Here is an 18,615-nt window from a genome sequence, read left to right as displayed (position 1 = left end):
CCGCACATCATCGCCTTCCCGGCCCCCTCCTACCTCGGGATGTAGGAACGCCCCGGCCCGGCCATCGCGTAGGCGATCAACCCGGCAAACGCCAGCAGCCCGGCGGTGACGGCCGCGGCGGTGCTTGCCGGGGGCTGGGCCGGCCAGGTCAGGACCTGGGCGATGGCCGGCTCGTCGCGGGGGAACAGGACCGCGGCCAGTGTCCAGCCCAGCGGCAGGAACCAGGACCGGGCGGTGCCGAACGCCGCCGCGCCCAGCGCAGTGAGCCCGAGCAGGCCGGCTGCGTCCCGCGCCACCAGCCAGCCGGGGCCGAAGCGGGCCCCGGTGGCCAGGGTGAGCGCCAGCGGCGCGACCACGACCGCGAACCCGGCCAGCAGGTGCGCGGCCCGGCGCGGCGGCCACGGCAGCGCGGCGGTCCGTTCGAGGTCGTCGTCGGGGCCGCTGAGGGTGGCGGTCTGGGCCGCGACCAGCAGCAGGACCGTCAGGACGACCATCTGCATGCCGACGGCGTGGGTGTTGGAGAACGCCGACCACAGGCTCCACATCAGCGCGGCGCCGACCACCGACGCGGCCACCGCGGCCGGGGCACGCCGGGAGCGCAGGTAGAGCGTCAGCCACCTCATTTGATGTCCCGGCTGAGGATGTCGCTCTCGATCGTGCAGGTCAGGGCGGCCTTGCGCAGGGCCAGCAGGTGGGCCTGGGCCTCGGCGGCGGGCTCGGTGTGCAGGGCCTGCCACCGCGCTGCGACCTCGCCCGCGAGGGCCGGATCGTCCGGGTCGCTCACCGCCGGCTCCTGGCCGAGCAGCCAGTAGGCGGCGGCCAGCCCGTCCGCCCGCGGGGTGGGCCGGTCGCACTGCGGCGGGGTGTCGAACGCCGCGGCCACCACCTGCGAAGCGGTCAGCTTCTCGCCGGTCTCGACCCGGAGCAGGACGACGTCGTCGTGCCAGACCGGGTAGAAGTCGGGGTAGCTGGTGGTGTCCTCGTGCATCGCGGTCGGCGCGCCCGGCAGCTTCGCCAGGACCGTCAGCGCCTCCCGGGCCGGGCCGGTCACGTCGGCGAGCATTCCGGAGTGGACCCGGCTGACACACACCCGCGGCGCGCCGCCGGCGCACACCTGCTCCTGCGCCACCGGGTCGATCGCGTCGGTGACATAACGGTTGTCGCGCGGCATGACCGCGATCGCCAGGGTGACGCCGAGGGCCACCGGCAGCAGGGCCGCGACGCGCGGGCGCCAGCCGTCGGACGCCAGCAGCAGCACCGCGGTGGCGGCAAGTGCGAGCATCCAGATGGCCTGGGACAGGCTGGCCCGGCCGGGGACGGTCGCGTAGGCACCGGGCATGTTCATCTCGTAGATCGGCGAGAACACCAGGGCCAGCCAGCCGTGCGGGCGGGTCGCCCCCGGGATGAGCAACAGCAGCGCCAGGCCGGCGACGCCGAGCGCCGGCGCGACCACCAGCCAGGGCAGCAGCCGGCCGATCGCCTGGCCGAGCCAGACCGCCGCGATCAGCGACAGCGCGCCGACGGCGGTGACGACCAGGACGGTCAACGGGAAATAGCGGGCGGTCGCGATGATCCACAGGCCGCCGGCGATGCCCATCGCCAGGTAGCCGCCGACCACCGCGACGGCCATCGCGCCGAGCGTCGGGAGGGTCCGGTGCGCCCGCGGGCGTGGGGTGCTGGCGAACAGCTCGGTGACCTTCGACCGGTGCTCCCGGCTCGACTGCCAGGCGCCGGCCGCGAGGGCGATCGGCCACAGCAGCGCCAGGTAGAGCCGCTGGGACATGGCCAGCTGCATCCAGCCGGTGGCGAAGCCGATCCCCTCGGCGAAGTAGAGCGCCAGGGTGCCGATCACCAGCAGGATCAGGGCGGTGCCGAGCGCCGCCGAGCGGCGCAGCTCGACGCCGAGAACGCGGCTCATCGGGCCACCGCCGACCGGTGCCGGCGCAGCAGCGCCGAGTAGCCCCGCTCGGCCGGGCTGTCGCCGGCGTCGCCCTCGCCGCCCTGGGCGATCAGGGTGTCGACCGCGCCCTGGTGCACCAGCCCGCCCTCGTTCATCACGATGACGTCGGAGCAGGCGGCCACCACGTCCTCGACCAGGTGGGTGGAGACCAGCACGCAGCTGTCGACGCCGATGTCGCGCAGCAGCTCGCGGAAGTCGAGGCGCTGCTCGGGGTCGAGGCCGACGGTGGGCTCGTCGAGCAGCAGCACGGCCGGGTCGTTGACGATCGCCTGCGCGATGCCGGCCCGGCGCAGCATGCCGCCGGACAGCGTCTTCATCCGCGCTCCGGCCTTGGCCGCCAGCCCGACCCGGTCGATCGACCGCTGCACCGCGCCCGGGATCTCGGCCTTCGGCATCTCCTTGAGCCACGCCATGTATTCCACGAACTCGCGCACCGTGAACCGCGGGTAGAAGCCGAACTGCTGCGGCAGGTAGCCCAGCCCGCGCCGCAGACGACGCAGGTCGGCGCGGCCGTCGACCGTCTCACCCAGCATGGTCAGCCGCCCGCCGGCCGGCCGGATGACGGTGGCGAGCGCCCGCATCAGGGTCGTCTTGCCGGCTCCGTTCGGGCCGAGCAGGCCGTGCACCCCGGTGTCGAGGGCCAGGTCGAGGCCGTCGACGGCCAGGTGCCGGCCGGCTTTGACCCGGAGCTCCTGGGCGTGCACCGCCCACGGATAGGTGGTGGGGGCCGATTCGGCCGCGCTCACCGTACGCATGGTGAATCCCCTCAGTTGTGGCTGGAGAGCCGGCGGAAGTTGGTGGCCCGCGTCGCCGCGAGGCCGGCCAGGATCAGGGTGAGCAGCGCCCAGAAGCCGGACGTGCCGGATTGCAGGACGGCCGGTGGGTGCGCGGTGGCGATCGACGGCACCACCACGGCCAGGGTCCAGAGCGAGCCGAGCCAGACGGCGGCGCGGTGCACGCCGATGAACCCGCCGAGCCCGATGGTGGCGGCCGAGAAGGCCAGGCACGGCAGCAGCGCCAGGGCCAGCGAGACCCCGGTGCGGTTGCTGGCCAGGGCGAGTGCCGGGACGACCACGGCCAGCACCCCGGCCGTGCGCCGGAGCAGCAGCGTCAGCCCCGCCTTCGGGGTGCCGGCGATCAGCTCCCAGGCCGGATCGTGGCGCCGGCTCCAGGCGATCGCCACCCCCGGCAGCGGGGCGATCGGCGCCAGCAGCAGGACCAGCGGCACCCGCGGGTCGAGGGCCTGGAGCAGAACCGCGCAGCCGAGCACCGCCACCGTCATGGTCAGCCAGGGCACCAGGTGCCAGACCAGCCAGCGGTTGCGCACCGCCTGCGAGCGCCGCCGGCGGGCCGGGGCCGGGCCGGCCGCGATGCCCTGGTCGAGCCCGGCGGCGATCCGGTCGAGCAGGGCCTGGTTGTCGCCGGCCGGGACGTGCGACCGGCAGTCGGCGCAGCCCTCCAGGTGGGTCTCGACCGACCACATCGTGACCTCGTCGAGGACCGCTTCCCGGTCGGCGTAGCGGGCGAGCATCGCCCGGCTCGGATGAGTGCTCATGACAGCGCCTCCCGCAGCGCGATCCGAGCCCTGCGGGCCCGGGATTTCACCGTGTTTTCCGGGACGCCCAGCAGCAGCGACGTCTCCCGCACCGACAGGCCGTCGAGCACCATCGCCCGCAGCACCTGCCGGGCCTCCGGCGGCAGCTCGGTCAGGGCCTGCTCGAGCTCGTGCCCGACCTGCCCGGCGAGAACCTCGTCCTCGGCGGCGGGGGCGACCGTCTCGGCCAGCTGCACCACCGGCATGTCGTCGACCCGGGCGCGCCGGCGGAACGCGTCGACCAGGCGGTGCGCGGCGATGGTCCACAACCAGCCGACCGCGCTGCCCGACACCGCCGCCCCGGAGAAGCTGCCGGCCGCCCGCCAGACGGCCAGGTAGGTCTCCTGCATGACGTCGGCGACGAGGTCGTCGTCGGCGCAGCGCCGGCGCAGCCGGGCGAGCAGCCACGGCGACGTGCGCCGATAGAGCTCGTCGAAGGCACGCCGATCACCGGCAGCGGTGCGGCGCACCAGCTCGGCTTCGTCCAGGCTTCGTCTCACGTCCAGCAAGACGAGAGCATCATCGACGGCGGGTGCGACACCTGGAGTGACATGGGTCACATATCGATCGGAGCCGGCCGTCGGGTGCGGTCGAGGTGGGCTGCCGGTACACCCTTCAGCAGTGCCTCCTCCCCGCCCGTGAACGGCGGTTAGCTGTAGCTCCTACCGCATTGGCGTCGCGTTCAGGTGGTTCATCCGCGCCGTCCGCCGATCGCCAAGCGGTCGGCGATGCCACCAGTCCTACCTGACCAAGCAGGAGTCACACCGTGAAGAACGCACATCTCGGCAGCCTCGACGTGTCCCGTATCGGCCTGGGCGCGATGACCATGGCCGGCGTCTACACCAGCGAGGGCAAGCTCGACAACGCCGAGTCGATCCGCACGATCCACCGCGCGCTGGAGCTGGGCGTGACCCACATCGACACCGCGGAGATCTACGGCCCGTTCCTGAGCGAGGAGATCGTCGGCGAGGCAGTCAAGGGCCGCCGCGACCAGGTGCGGATCGCCACCAAGTTCGGTCTCGTCGCGCACGCCGGAGGCGGCCCCGGGGTGCCGGACAGCAGCGCGGCGAACGTGAAGGCTGCTGTCGAAGGCTCGCTCAGGCGGCTCGGCACCGACCGCATCGACCTGTACTACCAGCACCGCGTCGACCGGAGCACCCCGATCGAGGAGACCGCCGGTGCGGTCGCCGAGCTGATCAAGCAGGGCAAGGTGCTGCACTTCGGCCTGTCCGAGGCGTCGCCGGACACGATTCGCCGCGCCCACGCCGTACAGCCGGTGTCGGCCCTGCAAACCGAGTACTCGCTGTGGACCCGGGACGTGGAGGCGGAGATCTTGCCGCTGCTGCGCGAGCTCGGGATCGGCTTCGTGCCGTATTCGCCGCTCGGGCACGGCCTGCTGACCGGTCAGATCCGTAGCGTGGACGACTTCGCCGACGATGACTGGCGCACGACCAACCCGCGCTTCACCGGCGAGAACTTCCAGCGCAACCTGGCCATCGTCGACGAGGTCAAGGCCATCGGCGCAGAGATCGGTGCCACTCCCGCGCAGACCGCCCTGGCCTGGCTGCTGACCCGCGGCGACGACATCGCCCCGATCCCGGGCACCCGGCGGGTCGCCCGCGTCGAGGAGAACACCGCTGCCGACGCCGTCGAGCTCACCGACGATCAGCTCAAGCGCCTCGATGCGCTCGAGCCGGCCGCCGGCGACCGCCACGACGAGGCCAACATGGCCGCGATCGACCGCTGACCTTGAGGGTCTTATTGATCATCCAGCACTGAGCGGACCGAAGTCAGGGCGGCGGCCAGCCGGTCGTCCGGGGCGGTCAGGGCGAGCCGGACGAAGCCGTCGGTGGCGGTGTAGACCAGCCCGCTCGACACGACCACGCCGCGGTCGCGCAGCGCCGCGCACAGCTCGGCGCTGGTGCGCCCGGTCGGCCGGGCGTCCAGCCACACGTAGAAGCCGCCGGCCGAGTCGGCCGGCGCCCAGGGCCCGAGGATCGACCGGGCCATCTCGAAGCGGGCCCGGTAGATCGCCGACAGCGTGGCGCCGCGGTCCGGCAGCGAGCGCAGCGCCTCGGCCGCGACCAGCTGGGCGGTGATCGGCGCGCAGCCCGCGGTGGTGCCGTGGATCGCGGCGACCGCGGCCCGGAACGACGGCGGGGAGATCAGCGCACCGGCCCGCAGACCGGTCATCGAGTACGTCTTGGAGAAGGTCCGGGCGGCGAACGTGACGTCCGCGCCACCGACCGCGAACGGGGTGGGGGCGCGGCCGCCGGCGAAGACCACCGACTCGTACGCCTCGTCCGAGAGCACGTCGGCGCCGTGCGCCCGGACCAGGGCGAGCAGGGCGCGCAGCGCCGCCGCCGAGGCGACCGCCCCGGTCGGGTTGGACGGCGAGTTCACCACCACGAGCCGGGCGCCCGCGCGCAGGCCGGCCGCGATCGCGTCCAGGTCGAAGAAGTCGTCGCCGGACGCCCCCTGCCGGTAGGTGCGCACCTCGATGCCGAGCTGCCCGGCCAGGACCCGGTAGTTGGGCCAGGCCGGGTCGGGGATGACGATGGGGCCACCGGCCGCGGTCAGCGCGACCGCGACCGCCCCGGTGCCGCCGATCGTGATGATCACGTCGTCGGCGGGTGGCCGGTGGCCGTCGAGGTCGGCGGCGACGAGGGTGCGCAGCGCGGGCAGCCCCAGTTTCGGGGTGTAGCCGGTCTGCCCGGCCCGGAGGCTGCGGACCGCGGTCTCGACGAGGACGCCGGGCAGCGGCTGGTCCGGTTCGCCGATGCTCAGATCGACCTCGCCGGCCCGCACCGGGCCCGACATCATCCGAGCGACCGCGGCCGCCTCCGTTCCGCTCTGCACTGTCGGAATCCTTTCGTCAACATGTCGGCACGGCATTACCACCGCGCTCACGAAGCAACTCTAGGACCGGAAACCTGTCGTCAACATGTCGATTCACAGCGAGGGAAACGCCCGGCCCACGACCCCGTAATAAGACCGCAAAGAAACCCCCGTTCTCTGTTCGCCGGACGCCCTCCTGGCTTCGAGATGGAGTTCCTATGCGTGTACGTCTATTTATCGCCGCGGCCCTCGCGGTGGCCGCCACGGCTTCCTGCTCGTCCGGTGACGCCGCCGACGCGGACACCGCACTGACGCCGAAGGCGCTGGTCGCGGCGGCCGACCCGTCGCTGCTGCCGTACAACTTCCTGGACGCCGACGGCAAGACGTGGAAGGGCATCAACGTCGATCTGGCCGCCGCCCTCTCCGCGAAACTGGGCCGGCCGGTGACTTTCACGAGTGCCGGATTCGACACGATCATCCCCGGCCTCACCTCCGGGCGATTTGATATCGCGATGACCGGAATGTTCGACACCAAGGAACGGCAGAAGAGCGTCGATTTCGTCGACTACCTGGCCGCGAAGAACAATTTCCTGACCCGCACCGGATACGCCGACATCGCGACGATGGACGACCTGTGCGGGATCGCGGTCGGCATTCCGAGCGGCGCCCTGGAGGCCGATCTGCTCGCCGACGCGTCGAAGAAGTGCACGACGGCCGGCAAGAAGGCGATCGACGTCAAGGAGTTCGCCGACCTGGACGCGACCGTGCTCGCGCTGCTGTCCAGCCGGATCGACGTGACCCCGAACGACTCGGCCGCCAACGCCTACATCCTCAGCAAGAACGAGGGCAAGGTGAAGACGTCCGGCGGCTACCAGAACGAGGGCTACTTCGCCGCCGCGTTCCCGAAGAACAGCGAGCTCACCAAGCAGTTCGAGACCGCGTTCCAGGAGATCATCGCGGACGGCACCTACAAGAAGGCCCTGGAGACCTGGGGCATCACCGACCGCGGCCTGGACGCGCCGATCGTCAACGGCTCGCCCTTCTGATGGCTGTCGACATACAGGCTGTGCGGGAGGCCGACCACGCGATCGTGGTCGTCCCCCGCCGGCGCCCCTGGCGGTGGATCGGCTGGGCGATCACCGCGGTCGTGGTGGTGTCGATCGCGGTCTCGTTCCTCACCAACCCGAACTACCGGTGGGACGTGGTCGGCGGTTACCTGTTCGACCAGCGGATCCTGGACGGCCTGGTCACCACGCTGAAGCTGACCGTGGTGAGCATGGCGATCGCGGCCGCGCTCGGCCTGCTGCTGGCGACCATGCGGTTGTCGCGGAGCACGCTGCTGCGGGGCGTGGCCGGCGCGTACGTCTGGCTGTTCCGCGGCACGCCGATCCTGGTGCAGCTGATCCTCTGGTACAACCTGGCGATCCTGGTCCCGTCGATCAGCATCGGCATCCCGTTCGGGCCGACGCTGTGGTCGGCCGCGACGAACGACCTGATCACGCCGTGGACCGCGGCGATCCTCGGGCTGGCTCTCAACGAGGCCGCCTACCTCGGCGAGATCATCCGCTCCGGCATCATCGCGGTCGACAAGGGGCAGACCGAGGCGGCGAACGCGCTCGGCCTGAGCCGGTTCGACGCGTTCCGCCGGATCGTGCTCCCCCAGGCGCTGCGGGTGATCGTGCCGCCCGCGTCGAACGAGGCGATCGGCCTGCTCAAGTACTCGTCGGTGGTGTCCGTCATCGCGCTGCCCGAGCTGCTCTATTCCGGCCAGCTCATCTACGGCCGCACCTACGAGACCATCCCGGTCCTGCTCGTGGTCTGCATCTGGTATCTCGTCGTGGTCACCGTGCTGACCGTGCTGGAGTCGCGCCTGGAGCGCCGGCTCGGCGTCGGCTTCCGGGCGACCACCGATGGCGGAAAGAGGTGGTCACGGTGGCTGACGGGAAACCGCTAGTGCATCTGCGCGGCATCCGGAAGCGGTTCGGCTCCAACGAGGTACTCAAGGGCGTCGACCTCGACGTACACGCCGGAGAGGTTTTGTGTTTGATCGGTGCTTCCGGCAGTGGGAAGTCGACGCTGCTGCGCTGCATCAACCACCTGGAAACGCCGGACGCCGGGCGGGTCGTGGTGGACGGTGACCTCGTCGGCTACGCCGAGCGGGACGGCAAGCTGCACGAGCTGCCGGAGCGGCAGATCCGCGCGCAGCGGGCCCGGATCGGCATGGTGTTCCAGCATTTCCACCTGTTCCCGCACCTCACCGCGCTGGAGAACGTCCGCGAGGCGCCGATGCGGGTGCACAAGCACTCGAAGCAGACCGCCACCGCGACCGCGCGGGATCTGCTCGACCGGGTGGGCCTGGCCGAGAAGGCGGGCGCGTACCCGAAGCATCTCTCCGGCGGGCAGCAGCAGCGCGTCGCGATCGCCCGGGGCCTGGCCATGCGGCCGCAGCTGATGCTCTTCGACGAGCCCACCTCGGCGCTCGACCCGGAGCTGGTCGGCGAGGTCCTCGACGTGATGCGGGACCTGGCCGTGCAGGGCATGACGATGATCGTGGTGACGCACGAGATGGGCTTCGCCCGCGAGGTCGCGTCGCAGGTCGCCTTCATGGCCGACGGCCAGATCGTCGAACGCGGCGCCCCGGCCGACGTGCTCGCCAACCCGGCGCACGAACGCACCCGGTCGTTCCTGTCGAAGGTGCTCTGAATGCCCGACACCGTCCTCAAGCCGCGCGACCTGGCGGTGCTCAACCCGTCGGTGCTCTGCGCCGAGGCGGGCTCGGCGGCCGCCACCATCACCTGGCCGACCGTCGTCTGTCACCAGGTCACCAGCGCGGTGCATGCCGCCTCGGTCCGGGACACCCGGCTCGTGCTGGTCGGCGGCAACTCGTTCACCTGGGTGCACCAGGCGGTCCGCGAACTGCGGCTGTCCGGCTCGTTCCCGATCGCGCTGGTCGCCACCGACCTGACCACCGACGAGGGCCTCACCCTGCTCGATCGAGGTGCCAGCCTGGTGATCGAGCGGCAGGCCCCGGCGCGGGAGATGGCGTCCCGGCTGACCGCGCTGTGCCGCAGCGCGGGCGGCGACGACGCCGGCGGGGTGCGCTGGCTGCACAGCGGCCGGATGCGGGTCGATCTTCGCGCCCGGCGCTGCCTGCTCGACGACCAGCCGGTGGCGCTGAGCCAGAACGAGTTCGACCTGCTCGCGTACCTGATGAGCCACGCCCAGCAGGTGGTGCCGCTGCAGGACATCGTGCAGCGGGTCTGGGGCTGGCGGCACGGCGACGGCGCCAACACGCTGCGCATCCACATCGGCCGGCTGCGCCGCAAGCTCGGCGACACCCCGGCCGACGCGACCTGGATCGGTTCGGTGCGCGGCGCGGGCTACCAGTTCGTCCCGCCGGTCGCCGAGCTCGGCGACGACCGCAGTGACGACCGGCTGCGCGCCTCGGTGAGCCTGCTCAACGCGCACGCCGACGCGCTCGGCGCGCTGGTCGACACGCTGCAGGCGGCGCCGGACATGACCACCGCGGCGGAAACCGTCGTGCAGTGGGCGGTGGCCCGCGGTTTCAGCGACGCCGCCACCGTCTTCCGGCTCGACGCGGGCGCGGGCCTGTCCCGGCTGGTCGCGTCGGCCGGAATGTCGGTTCGCTGGAAGCAGTCGGTCGCGGCCGGCCACCCGGTGAGCGCCGACTTCATGGGCTCCCAGGTCTACCGCAGCGGCGAGCCCGTCCAGCTGCACGACATGAGCCGGCTCGCCCGCCGCTTCCCGGTCACCGCGAAGATGTCGTCGGCCGAGGACCTGCACGCCTGCCTGCTCTTCCCGATCACCGTCGGCGGCCGGGTCTGGGGCGACCTGGCCTTCGTGAGCCGCACCGCCCGGGCGTTCAACCCGGCCCGCTCCGCCTACCTGCGCACGGTCGCCGGCGTCGTCTCGCTCGCCCTGGCCGGACGGGTGGACGGCGATGCGTGAGCTGACCGATCACGACGTCGCCGCGCTGACCAGCGGCGATCTCGATCCCGATCTCGCTCTCCTCGACGAGGTCGCTCGCTGCCTGGCCGATCTCGGTCGCGGCGAGGCGACCCAGACCGCGAAACAGAAGCTTTCCTTGAACGGCGACGGCTTCCTGCTGTCGCTGTCCGCGATCGTGCCCCGGCTGGGACTGGCCGCCACCAAATGGGCGTCCTATGTTCCCGGCGGCCCGGCCCGGCCGGGGCGCTCCACCGCGACGGTGATCGCCAGCGACGCCACCTCCGGCGAGCCGTTGGCGCTGCTCACCGGCATGCTGGCGACCCAGCTGCGCACCGCGGCGGCGGCGGTCGCGGTGGCTCGCGCGGCGCGTCCGGGGCACGCCGAGCGGCGGGTCACCCTCGTCGGCTTCGGGCCGACCAACCAGGCGGTGCTCACGGTGGCGCGGTCCGCTTTCGCGCTTTCCCGGGTACGCGTACTGGTGCGTTCCGCCGCCTCGGCTCAGGCCCTGCGCGCCGCCGGCATCGACGCCACGACCGACCCCGCTCTCGCGCTCGCCGATGCGGACCTTGCGTTCTCGGCCACCGGCGCCCGCGAACCCGTCGCGTCGCTAGGTGCCCTGGCCGCCGGCGGCATCGCGGTGAGCCTCGACGGCGACGCGACCTGGCATCGCGCCCCGGGCACGCCCGTGCTGCGCGACCACGGCGCCCAGCCCGCGGTGCCGCGCCTGATGGCCGGCCTCACGCCGGTGCCGCAGTCGCGCGCCCTGTTCGACGTCAACGGCTGCGCGGTGACCGACGTGGCCCTGCTCGCCCTCCTGCTCCGGGAGCGGTCATGAGACACGGCAACGCCGTCGCGCTGACCGCCGCCTCGGCCTTCTCCAGCTTCCCGAGCCCCTTCTACCACCAGGTCAGCTCGTCGCCGTGGACCACGGCCGGCCTGTTCGTGGCGCACTCGGCCGCGTCGGTCGCCGCAATCGGCACGCTGACCCGGCCCCGGATCGCCGCGCTGGCCCAGGGCCGCTGGGCGCTGCCCGCCCTGCTGATCGCCGACGCCGCCGGTGGACTGCTGCTGGTCGCGGCGCCCGCCCCCGGCGGTTTCGGGCTGTTGCTGGCGGGCCGGATCGTCACCGGCGCCGCGCTCGGTTTCCTGACCGCTGTCGTCACGAGCCGGCTCGCCCCGGCCCACGCCACGGCGGCCATCTTCGGCGGCGTCGGCTGCGGTGCCGTCCTCGCCGGAACCCTGGCCGCGACCGGCCTGCCCCGCGCCCTCGTGTTCGGCCTCGGGGTCGTCGCCCTGGCCGTCGCCGCCGCCGCGGCCGCTTCTGCCGCGCGTCGCGAGCGGGTAAACGGCATTCGCGTGCCGACACCACCGCAGGGCTTCGCATCCGCACAGGTGAACGGCCGTTTCATGCCGGCACAAGTGAACGAGCCTCTCGCCCCCGCACCTCTCGCCCCCGCACAAGCGACCGCACCTCTCGCCCCTGCACAAGCGAGTTTGCCTCTCGCCCCTGCACAAGCGACCGTACCTCTCGCCCCCGCACCTCTCGCCCCCGCACAAGCGACCGCACCTCTCGCCCCTGCACAAGCGAGTTTGCCTCTCGCTCCTGCACACGCGACCGCGCGTCTCGCGCCGGCTCCGGCAAACGCCGGCGCCGCGGGCCCGGCGGCAAAGATCCGGGTCGCGACCGTTCCGGCGCTGCTCGCCTTCGGCGCCAACGGCGTCCTCGGCCTCTTCACCTCAACCCTGCCCGGCCTGGTCGCCGACCGGGCCGAGGGCTGGGCCGCCGACTGGGCCGGTGGCGCCGTGCTGCTGGCCGGCCTCACCGCCGGACTCGTCATGCTAGCCGCCGGCGCCGCCCGCCTGCTCCGGATCCGGCTGCCCATCGCCGTCCCGGCCGCCGCCGGGCTCGCGCTCTTCACCGCCGGCCTGTACCTCGGTTCGGCCACCGCCCTGCTCGGCGGGGGCGTGCTGCTCGGGACCGCGGCCGGCCTCGCCTACGACACCGCCCTGCGGCTCGTGCGCGACGCGGGCGGCGGCCTGACCGCGGTCGCCCGCGCCCAGTGGTGGGGCCAGGTCGGCCTGATCCTGCCGGTCGTCGCCTACGCCCTGCTGGTCCCGCCGTGACCCGCCGCCCCGCCCCCAACGCCGTACTCCACCGAGCACAGAGGAAATCCACGCAATGCGAGTGAGCTTCGACATCGGCGGCACCTTCACCGACCTGGTGCTGCTCGACGAGCGGACCGGCCGGGCCTGGCTGGGCAAGTGCCTGACCACCTACGACGACTTCAGCCGGGCCGTCGAGCAGGGCATCCGCGACGTGCTCGACCGGGCCGGCGCGACGCCCGCCGACATCGACCGCGCCGTCGCCGGCGCCACCACCCTGGTCACCAACGCGCTGATCGAGCGCCGCGGCGCGAAGACCGCGCTGATCACCACGCGCGGGTTCGGCGACACCGTCGACATCGGCCGGGAGTGGCGCTACGACCTGTACGACCAGCAGCTGCGCATGCCCGACCCGCTGGTCGGCGCGGACAGCCGTTTCGAGGTCACCGAGCGGCTCCTCGCCGACGGCACGGTGCTGACGCCGCTGGACACCGACGAGGTGGTGGCGATCGCCGAGCAGCTGCGGGCCCAGGACGTCGAATCGGTCGCGGTCTGCCTGCTGCACTCCTACGCCGACCCGATGCACGAGGAGATGGTCGCCAAGGTGCTCGCCGAGCACCTGCCCGGCGTCCCGGTCACCCTCTCCGGCCACCTGGTCCCGGTGATCCGCGAATACGAGCGGACCGTCACCACCCTCGCGAACGCCTACGTCCGGCCGGTCGCCGGTGAGCACTTCGCCCAGATCGAGCAGGCCATCGGCCGGGTCGGCATCGACCAGACGCTGATGCTGATGCAGTCCAACGGCGGCGTCATCAACACTCCGGGCGCCCGCGAATACCCGCTGCGCCTCCTCGAATCCGGCCCGGCCGCGGGTGCGATCGGCGCCGCCCACCTCGGCCGGCGGCTCGGCCTGGACCGGCTCATCGCGTTCGACATGGGCGGCACCACCGCCAAGATCTGCGTGATCGAGGGCGGCGAACCGGCCATCCACAACGGTTTCGAGGTCGGCCGGGTGCACCGGCTCAAGGCCGGCAGCGGCCTGCCGGTCATCATGCCGGTCGTCGACATGCTGGAGATCGGGGCGGGCGGCGGCTCGATCGCCGAGCTGGACGCGCTCGGCCTGCTCAAGGTCGGCCCGCACAGCGCCGGCTCGCGGCCCGGACCGGCCGGTTACGGCCTCGGCGGCGACCGGCCCACGGTGACCGACGCCGACATCGTGCTCGGCTACCTCGACCCCGACTACTTCCTCGGCGGCCAGATGGCCCTCGATGTGGGCGCTTCGCGAAAAGCGATGGAGGAGCACCTGGGGGCCGCGTTCGGCGACCCCCTCGAGGCCGCGGCCGGGATCGCCCGGGTCGTCGACGAGCACATGGCCCTGGCCATGCGGGTGCACGCCACCGAGCGGGGTCACGACCCGCGGACGTTCACGATGCTCGCCTTCGGGGGCGCCGCACCGGTGCACGCCGCCCGGGTCGCCCGGATCCTCGGCCTGAGCCGGGTGGTCGTGCCGAGCGCGGCCGGCGTGCTGTCGGCGACCGGCCTGCTGGTGGCGCCGCCGATGGTGGAGACGTCCCGCACGATGCTCGCCCGGCTCGCGCACTGGTCGTCGCCGGCCGCCACCTTCGACGCGCTGGTCGCGCAGGCCGCCGGCGAGCTGGCCGAGCCGATCGAGCGGGTGGAACGCTTCGTCGACATGCGCTTCGTGGGCCAGGGCTTCGAGATCGAGGTCCCGGTGGGTGCGGACGACGGGCCCGCCGAGTACTGGGACCGGTTCGCCGCCGAGTACGAGCGCATCTACGCCGTCCGCGCACAGCCGGACACCCCGGCCGAGGTGGTCACCTGGCGGGTCCGGGTCTACGGCCGGTTCACCCGGCCGGAGCTGATCCGGGCCGCCGCCGAGCCGGCCGCCGAGACCGGCCAGGCGCGCATCCGGCCGGTGTGGTTCCCGGAGACCGGCCTGACCGACGCGCCGGTGCTGCGGATGCGGTCGATGCGGCCGGGCGAGGCGGTCACCGGTCCGGCGATCCTTCAGCTTCCGGAGAGTACGGCGGTGGTCGGCCCCGGCGACCGTGCCGAACTCGACGAGGACGGCAACCTGCACATCCTGATCAACCTGGCCGGTGCGTAGTGACGCTCTCTCGCGCTCGCGACCTGTTGACAAAGGCCGGACTGCCTGGCCAGGACCCGGCCGAGCCGGCCACAAGTGAAGGCCGATTCGCCGACGGTGGCATGTACAAGTGGGAGGTCGCCGGCGCCCTCGACGGCCCCGCGGTGGCGGCCCTCGCCGGTAGGCTACGCCGCGACGGTGTGCGCCTGCACCAGGCCACCAACACCGTCGGCACCATGCGCTACCTGGACGGTCAGCTTACCGACCTGGTGCAGACCTGCCGCGAACTCGGCGTGCAGCTGCGGATGGCGGTCGGCCCGCGCGGGCTGTTCGACATCGGCGGGCAGAAGCTGGCGAGCGGCGTGGTCGCGGCGGCCAGCGCCTACCGGCTGCGCGGCACCGACCAGCTCGCGCAGGCCGTCGACGACGTGGCGCACGCGGTCGACCTGGGTGTTCGCGGGTTCCTGGTGTTCGACGAGGGCCTGTTGACGGTCCTGGCGGCGGTGTTCCCGGAGTTGCGGCTCAAGGCGTCGTCCAACATGGGCGCCGCGAACCCGGCGCACGTCCGGCTGCTGGCGCAGGCCGGCGCCGACTCGGTCAACGTGCAGCGCGACCTGGACGTACGGATGCTCGCCGCGATCCGGTCCGCCACCACCGTCGCGCTCGACGTGCACACCGACAACCCGCGCGGGACCGGTGGATTCGTGCGCGGCTACGACGTACCGGAGATTGTTCGGGTTGCTTCTCCGGTTTATCTGAAGTCGGGCAACGCCGCCCAGGACTTCTCCGACGAGGCGCCCACGCCCCGCCAGATCGAGGCGATCGCCCACCAGATCCTGCTGGACGACCAGTTGCTGCGCCGGCTCAACCCGGCCGCCGTCCCGTCCGACACCGCCGAGTTCTAGGAGCCTTTCGATGACCACATGGGATGCCGCCACGCTGCAGATCGCGTGGCAGCGGCTGATCTCGGTCGCCGACGAGATGGCCGCGGTGTTGCTGCGCACCGCGTTCAGCTCGGTCGTGCGCGAATCCAACGACCTGGCCTGCGCGGTGCTCACCGCCGACGGGAAGCTGCTGGTCGAGTACGGCCGGTCGGTGCCGGTCTTCACCGGGACCGTCGCCGACACCGCGACCGCCATGGTCGCCCAGATCGGGGTCGAGAACCTGCGGCCCGGCGACGTGCTCGCCACCAACGACCCGTGGTTCGGCAACACCCACCTGCCCGACCTCACCGCGGTCACGCCGGTCTTCCGCAACGGCGAGATCATCGCGTACGTCGCGAGCATCTGCCACCTCAGCGATATCGGCGGCGCCAGCGAGGGGGCGTTCGCCCAGGACCTGTACGAGGAGGGCTTCTGCCTCCCGCCGGTCAAGCTGGTCGAGCAGGGGGTGCCCAACGAACTGGTCCGGCGGATCCTGGCCCGCAACGTGCGGGTGCCGGTGCAGGTGCTCGGCGACGTGGACGCCCTGATCGCGGCGAACGCCCTCGGCGTACGGCGGATCGTCCAGATGCTCGACGACGACCCGGGACTCGACCTGGCCGAGGCGGCCGAGCACATCTGCGGCGCCACCGAACGGGCCGTGCGCACGTCGATCCGGGCCATCCCGGACGGCCGCTACTGCGCCGACATCGACCTGGACGGCTTCGAGGAACCCAAGACGATCATGGTGACGGTCGAGGTGACCGGCGACGAGATCGTGGTCGACTACACCGGCACCTCCCCGCAGAGCCGCTTCGGCATCAACTCGGCCTCGCCCACCCTCGGCTACACCCGGTACGGCCTGGCCTGCCTGCTCGCCCCGGACGTGCCGAACAACGAGGGCGCCCGCCGGGCGATCACCATCCGGGTGCCGGCCGGTTCGCTGCTCAACCCGACCAAGGGCGCGGCGGTCAGCGCGAACTTCCCGGCGCACGCGATCCCCGCCGTACTCTCCAGGGCTCTGCTCGGACCGCTCCCCGACCGGGTGGCCGCCGCGGCCGGAACCCCGTTCTGGGTCATCGGCCTTCGGGGCGAAGCCGCGAACGGGCCGTTCGCGTCACTGCTGTGCTTCAACGGCGGGCAGGGCGCCTCCCGCGGCCAGGGCGGACACCCCACGCTCAGCACCCCCAGCAACGTCTCCAACACTCCGGTCGAGGTGATCGAGAGCTCGGCCCCGGTGCTGGTGGAGAGCAAACGTATCGTCCGCGGCTCCGGTGGAAAGGGGCGCTGGGCAGGCGGGGAAGGCCAGGAAGTGATTCTGCGTTCGCTGCACGCCGACCCGCTCGACGTCATTTTCCTGACCGAACGCATCGACCACCCCGCGCCCGGCCTGGCCGGCGGCGGCGACGGCGCTCCCGGCCGTCTGCAGATCGACGAGGCCGACGTGGCCGAGCCGAAGGGCCGGACCGCGCTGCAGCCCGGCTCCCGCATCCTGCTCCGCACCCCCGGTGGCGGCGGTTATGGCTTTTCAGAGAAGGAGAACGCACGATGACCGACTGGTCTCTTCCCGGCACCACCGTCCTCGACCCGAAGGGCCGGCTGGCGCTCAAGCTGCGGGCCGGCCAGCGGCTCACCATCGTGGACATCAAGGGCCAGCAGGTCATGGACTTCATCGCGTCGATGACCGAGAACCCCGACGAGCGGCTCTCGGCGATGTTCACCCGGGTCAGCTCGGGCATGTGGAATCTGCAGCAGGGCTACACGATCTACAGCGACAGGTGTACGCCGATGATGAAGGTCGTCCACGACGACAACGGCATCCACAACATGACCGGCGGTTACTGCTCGAAATACTCCAATGCCATCCGTTACGGCGTCGAGGAAACGTGGGGTTGCCTCGACAACCTCGAGGGTGACTGGCAGGAGCTGGGCCTCGACCCGACGAAGATCAACCCCGACCAGTGCATCTCGCTGTTCATGAACATCCGCCACCACCCCGACGGCCGGATGGAGATCGTCGAGCCGACCACGAAACCGGGTGACCGGATCACCCTGGAGATGCTGGCGGATGTGTATGTCGGTTTGTCCAACTGCCCCGAGGAACACAACCCGTGCAACGCCTTCAACGTCACCGAGATGGCCGTGACCGTGGAGTGAGCTTCAGCCACGTGCGCACGGCTTCGGCGGTGGTCCGGGCGTGCACGTTGAGCATGCTGAAGTGGTCACCCGGCACCTCGACCCGGGTGTGCGGCACCGACCGGGTCGCCCGCCAGCTGCCCGGAAGGCCCGGCAGCGGGTCGGCCGCCGCGACCAGCAGGCTGGGCGTGGTGAGCGGCCCCGGATGCCAGTGGTGCAGCAGCCGCACGTAGGTCCCGGCCGCGAGCATCAGGGTCCGCTCGGCGTCCGGGTCGAGCCGCGCGCGCATCCGGGTCAGGCCGGTCGCCACCAGGTTCGCCCGCAGTTCGTCGTGGTTGTGGTCGTTCTCGTAGGTGTCGAGCAGCACGAGCCCGGCGGCCGGGTTGCCGTCCCGCTCCAGCCGCTCGGCGATCAGGTGCGCGAGGTGGCCACCGCTGGACCGGCCGACCAGCACGAACGGCCGTTCCCCGGCGGCCTCGGTGGCCCGGCCGGCAAGGACGGCGGTGACCTCCTCCAGCGAATCCGGCCGAGCTCCCAGAGAGGCAAATCCCGGCAGGGGTACGACGGTGACAGCCGTCCCCGCGGCCCGCGCAAACGCAAGAAACTCAAGATCCGGAAACGGCCCGTACGACGGAAGGCAGACAAGAACCGGCCCGTCGTCACCCTCGCCGCCCCCGCCGCCGGCCAGCGGGATCGGGTCGGGCGCCCGGACGGCCCGCTCGGCCAGGGGCGCGGCGGACGCGCTGATCAGCAGATTCATGGCCAGCTCGGGACGCCCGGCATCGAGGATGGCGTGGAACAGCGCCGGCACGCCCGCAGTGGCATCGACCGGCGGCGCGGCGGGTCCCTCCGCAGCCAACTGGGTCCGTGAACCCAGCATCGGCGCGGCCCGAGACCCTGCCGGCGACTCGGGCCGCAGACCGGACCCCGGCTGGGACCGCGGGTCGATCCCCAGATCGGACCGCGGGTCGATCCCCACGTTGGACCG

The 18,615-nt window shown here is 72.3% G+C and carries 18 protein-coding genes; 11 read left to right on the top strand and 7 right to left on the bottom strand.

Annotated elements, in window-relative coordinates:
• Nucleotides 1–29 precede the first annotated feature (29 nt).
• Genes Adu01nite_RS13745 through Adu01nite_RS13725 form a run of 5 tightly spaced genes read right to left on the bottom strand, consistent with a single transcriptional unit; the run spans nt 30 to nt 4,054 of the window.
• A complete protein-coding gene (locus Adu01nite_RS13745) occupies nt 30–623 on the bottom strand; it encodes a hypothetical protein (protein WP_203727083.1) in 594 nt (197 codons plus the stop codon).
• Complete coding sequence (locus Adu01nite_RS13740) at nt 620–1,918, bottom strand: hypothetical protein (RefSeq protein ID WP_203727082.1); 1,299 nt, start codon at nt 1,916–1,918, stop codon at nt 620–622. Before Adu01nite_RS13740 ends, Adu01nite_RS13745 begins: the two co-directional genes overlap by 4 nt.
• Nucleotides 1,915–2,715 carry an ATP-binding cassette domain-containing protein gene (locus Adu01nite_RS13735; protein WP_203727081.1) on the bottom strand — a complete coding sequence of 267 codons (801 nt, stop codon included), beginning with the start codon at nt 2,713–2,715 and terminating at the stop codon, nt 1,915–1,917. The genes Adu01nite_RS13740 and Adu01nite_RS13735 overlap by 4 nt, the downstream gene beginning before the upstream one ends.
• 11 nt (nt 2,716–2,726) lie before the next feature.
• Complete coding sequence (locus Adu01nite_RS48465; RefSeq protein ID WP_203727079.1) at nt 2,727–3,515, bottom strand: zf-HC2 domain-containing protein; 789 nt, start codon at nt 3,513–3,515, stop codon at nt 2,727–2,729.
• A complete protein-coding gene (locus Adu01nite_RS13725; protein ID WP_203727077.1) occupies nt 3,512–4,054 on the bottom strand; it encodes an RNA polymerase sigma factor in 543 nt (180 codons plus the stop codon). The genes Adu01nite_RS48465 and Adu01nite_RS13725 overlap by 4 nt, the downstream gene beginning before the upstream one ends.
• Nucleotides 4,055–4,320: 266 nt before the next feature.
• Here Adu01nite_RS13725 and Adu01nite_RS13720 point away from each other — a divergent pair, with 266 nt between their 5' ends.
• Nucleotides 4,321–5,301, top strand: a complete 981-nt coding sequence (locus tag Adu01nite_RS13720; RefSeq protein ID WP_203727075.1) for an aldo/keto reductase — start codon at nt 4,321–4,323, stop codon at nt 5,299–5,301.
• Between the two features lie 11 nt (nt 5,302–5,312).
• Here Adu01nite_RS13720 and Adu01nite_RS13715 read toward each other — a convergent pair whose 3' ends face one another.
• Nucleotides 5,313–6,413: a pyridoxal phosphate-dependent aminotransferase gene (locus Adu01nite_RS13715; protein ID WP_203727073.1), complete on the bottom strand. Its 1,101-nt coding sequence runs from the start codon at nt 6,411–6,413 to the stop codon at nt 5,313–5,315.
• A 197-nt stretch (nt 6,414–6,610) separates the two neighbouring features.
• On the opposite strand from Adu01nite_RS13715, the gene Adu01nite_RS13710 reads away from it, so the two are divergent.
• From Adu01nite_RS13710 to Adu01nite_RS13665, 10 genes are all read left to right on the top strand, one after another.
• Nucleotides 6,611–7,438, top strand: a complete 828-nt coding sequence (locus tag Adu01nite_RS13710; protein WP_203727071.1) for an ABC transporter substrate-binding protein — start codon at nt 6,611–6,613, stop codon at nt 7,436–7,438.
• Nucleotides 7,438–8,346, top strand: coding sequence for an amino acid ABC transporter permease (locus Adu01nite_RS13705; RefSeq protein WP_203727069.1), 909 nt, complete (start codon nt 7,438–7,440; stop codon nt 8,344–8,346). Before Adu01nite_RS13710 ends, Adu01nite_RS13705 begins: the two co-directional genes overlap by 1 nt.
• On the top strand, nt 8,316–9,095 hold the full coding sequence (locus Adu01nite_RS13700) for an amino acid ABC transporter ATP-binding protein (protein ID WP_438871077.1): 780 nt from the start codon (nt 8,316–8,318) through the stop codon (nt 9,093–9,095). Before Adu01nite_RS13705 ends, Adu01nite_RS13700 begins: the two co-directional genes overlap by 31 nt.
• A complete protein-coding gene (locus Adu01nite_RS13695) occupies nt 9,096–10,361 on the top strand; it encodes a winged helix-turn-helix domain-containing protein (RefSeq protein WP_203727066.1) in 1,266 nt (421 codons plus the stop codon).
• A complete protein-coding gene (locus tag Adu01nite_RS13690; protein WP_203727064.1) occupies nt 10,354–11,196 on the top strand; it encodes a hypothetical protein in 843 nt (280 codons plus the stop codon). Before Adu01nite_RS13695 ends, Adu01nite_RS13690 begins: the two co-directional genes overlap by 8 nt.
• A complete protein-coding gene (locus Adu01nite_RS13685) occupies nt 11,193–12,485 on the top strand; it encodes a hypothetical protein (protein ID WP_203727062.1) in 1,293 nt (430 codons plus the stop codon). The genes Adu01nite_RS13690 and Adu01nite_RS13685 overlap by 4 nt, the downstream gene beginning before the upstream one ends.
• Nucleotides 12,486–12,546: 61 nt before the next feature.
• Nucleotides 12,547–14,592, top strand: coding sequence for a hydantoinase/oxoprolinase family protein (locus Adu01nite_RS13680; protein ID WP_203727060.1), 2,046 nt, complete (start codon nt 12,547–12,549; stop codon nt 14,590–14,592).
• Between the two features lie 101 nt (nt 14,593–14,693).
• Nucleotides 14,694–15,476 (top strand): U32 family peptidase, encoded by a 783-nt coding sequence (locus Adu01nite_RS13675; RefSeq protein ID WP_203727058.1) that lies wholly within the window; start codon nt 14,694–14,696, stop codon nt 15,474–15,476.
• Nucleotides 15,477–15,486: 10 nt separating this feature from the next.
• On the top strand, nt 15,487–17,043 hold the full coding sequence (locus tag Adu01nite_RS13670; RefSeq protein ID WP_203727057.1) for a hydantoinase B/oxoprolinase family protein: 1,557 nt from the start codon (nt 15,487–15,489) through the stop codon (nt 17,041–17,043).
• On the top strand, nt 17,040–17,648 hold the full coding sequence (locus Adu01nite_RS13665; RefSeq protein ID WP_203727055.1) for a DUF1989 domain-containing protein: 609 nt from the start codon (nt 17,040–17,042) through the stop codon (nt 17,646–17,648). The genes Adu01nite_RS13670 and Adu01nite_RS13665 overlap by 4 nt, the downstream gene beginning before the upstream one ends.
• Here the strand turns inward: Adu01nite_RS13665 and Adu01nite_RS13660 are convergent.
• The coding region (locus Adu01nite_RS13660; protein ID WP_239132377.1) for a thioesterase domain-containing protein at nt 17,620–18,615 on the bottom strand (996 nt) is incomplete at its 5' end. The two genes, Adu01nite_RS13665 and Adu01nite_RS13660, sit on opposite strands and share 29 nt — an antisense overlap.

This window comes from Paractinoplanes durhamensis (genome assembly GCF_016862175.1).
In the GTDB taxonomy this organism is placed as follows: Bacteria; Actinomycetota; Actinomycetes; order Mycobacteriales; family Micromonosporaceae; genus Actinoplanes; species Actinoplanes durhamensis.
This window is presented reverse-complemented; position numbering and strand designations above follow the sequence as displayed.

Excerpts from the sequence above, each read along its gene's own strand:
- Adu01nite_RS13745 (WP_203727083.1), bottom strand. The coding sequence starts at position 623 with ATGAGGTGGCTGACGCTCTACCTGCGCTCCCGGCGTGCCCCGGCCGCG.
- Adu01nite_RS13740 (WP_203727082.1), bottom strand. The coding sequence starts at position 1,918 with ATGAGCCGCGTTCTCGGCGTCGAGCTGCGCCGCTCGGCGGCGCTCGGC.
- Adu01nite_RS13735 (WP_203727081.1), bottom strand. The coding sequence starts at position 2,715 with ATGCGTACGGTGAGCGCGGCCGAATCGGCCCCCACCACCTATCCGTGG.
- Adu01nite_RS48465 (WP_203727079.1), bottom strand. The coding sequence starts at position 3,515 with ATGAGCACTCATCCGAGCCGGGCGATGCTCGCCCGCTACGCCGACCGG.
- Adu01nite_RS13710 (WP_203727071.1), top strand. The coding sequence starts at position 6,611 with ATGCGTGTACGTCTATTTATCGCCGCGGCCCTCGCGGTGGCCGCCACG.
- Adu01nite_RS13705 (WP_203727069.1), top strand. The coding sequence starts at position 7,438 with ATGGCTGTCGACATACAGGCTGTGCGGGAGGCCGACCACGCGATCGTG.
- Adu01nite_RS13695 (WP_203727066.1), top strand. The coding sequence starts at position 9,096 with ATGCCCGACACCGTCCTCAAGCCGCGCGACCTGGCGGTGCTCAACCCG.
- Adu01nite_RS13690 (WP_203727064.1), top strand. The coding sequence starts at position 10,354 with ATGCGTGAGCTGACCGATCACGACGTCGCCGCGCTGACCAGCGGCGAT.
- Adu01nite_RS13685 (WP_203727062.1), top strand. The coding sequence starts at position 11,193 with ATGAGACACGGCAACGCCGTCGCGCTGACCGCCGCCTCGGCCTTCTCC.
- Adu01nite_RS13675 (WP_203727058.1), top strand. The coding sequence starts at position 14,694 with ATGTACAAGTGGGAGGTCGCCGGCGCCCTCGACGGCCCCGCGGTGGCG.
- Adu01nite_RS13670 (WP_203727057.1), top strand. The coding sequence starts at position 15,487 with ATGACCACATGGGATGCCGCCACGCTGCAGATCGCGTGGCAGCGGCTG.
- Adu01nite_RS13665 (WP_203727055.1), top strand. The coding sequence starts at position 17,040 with ATGACCGACTGGTCTCTTCCCGGCACCACCGTCCTCGACCCGAAGGGC.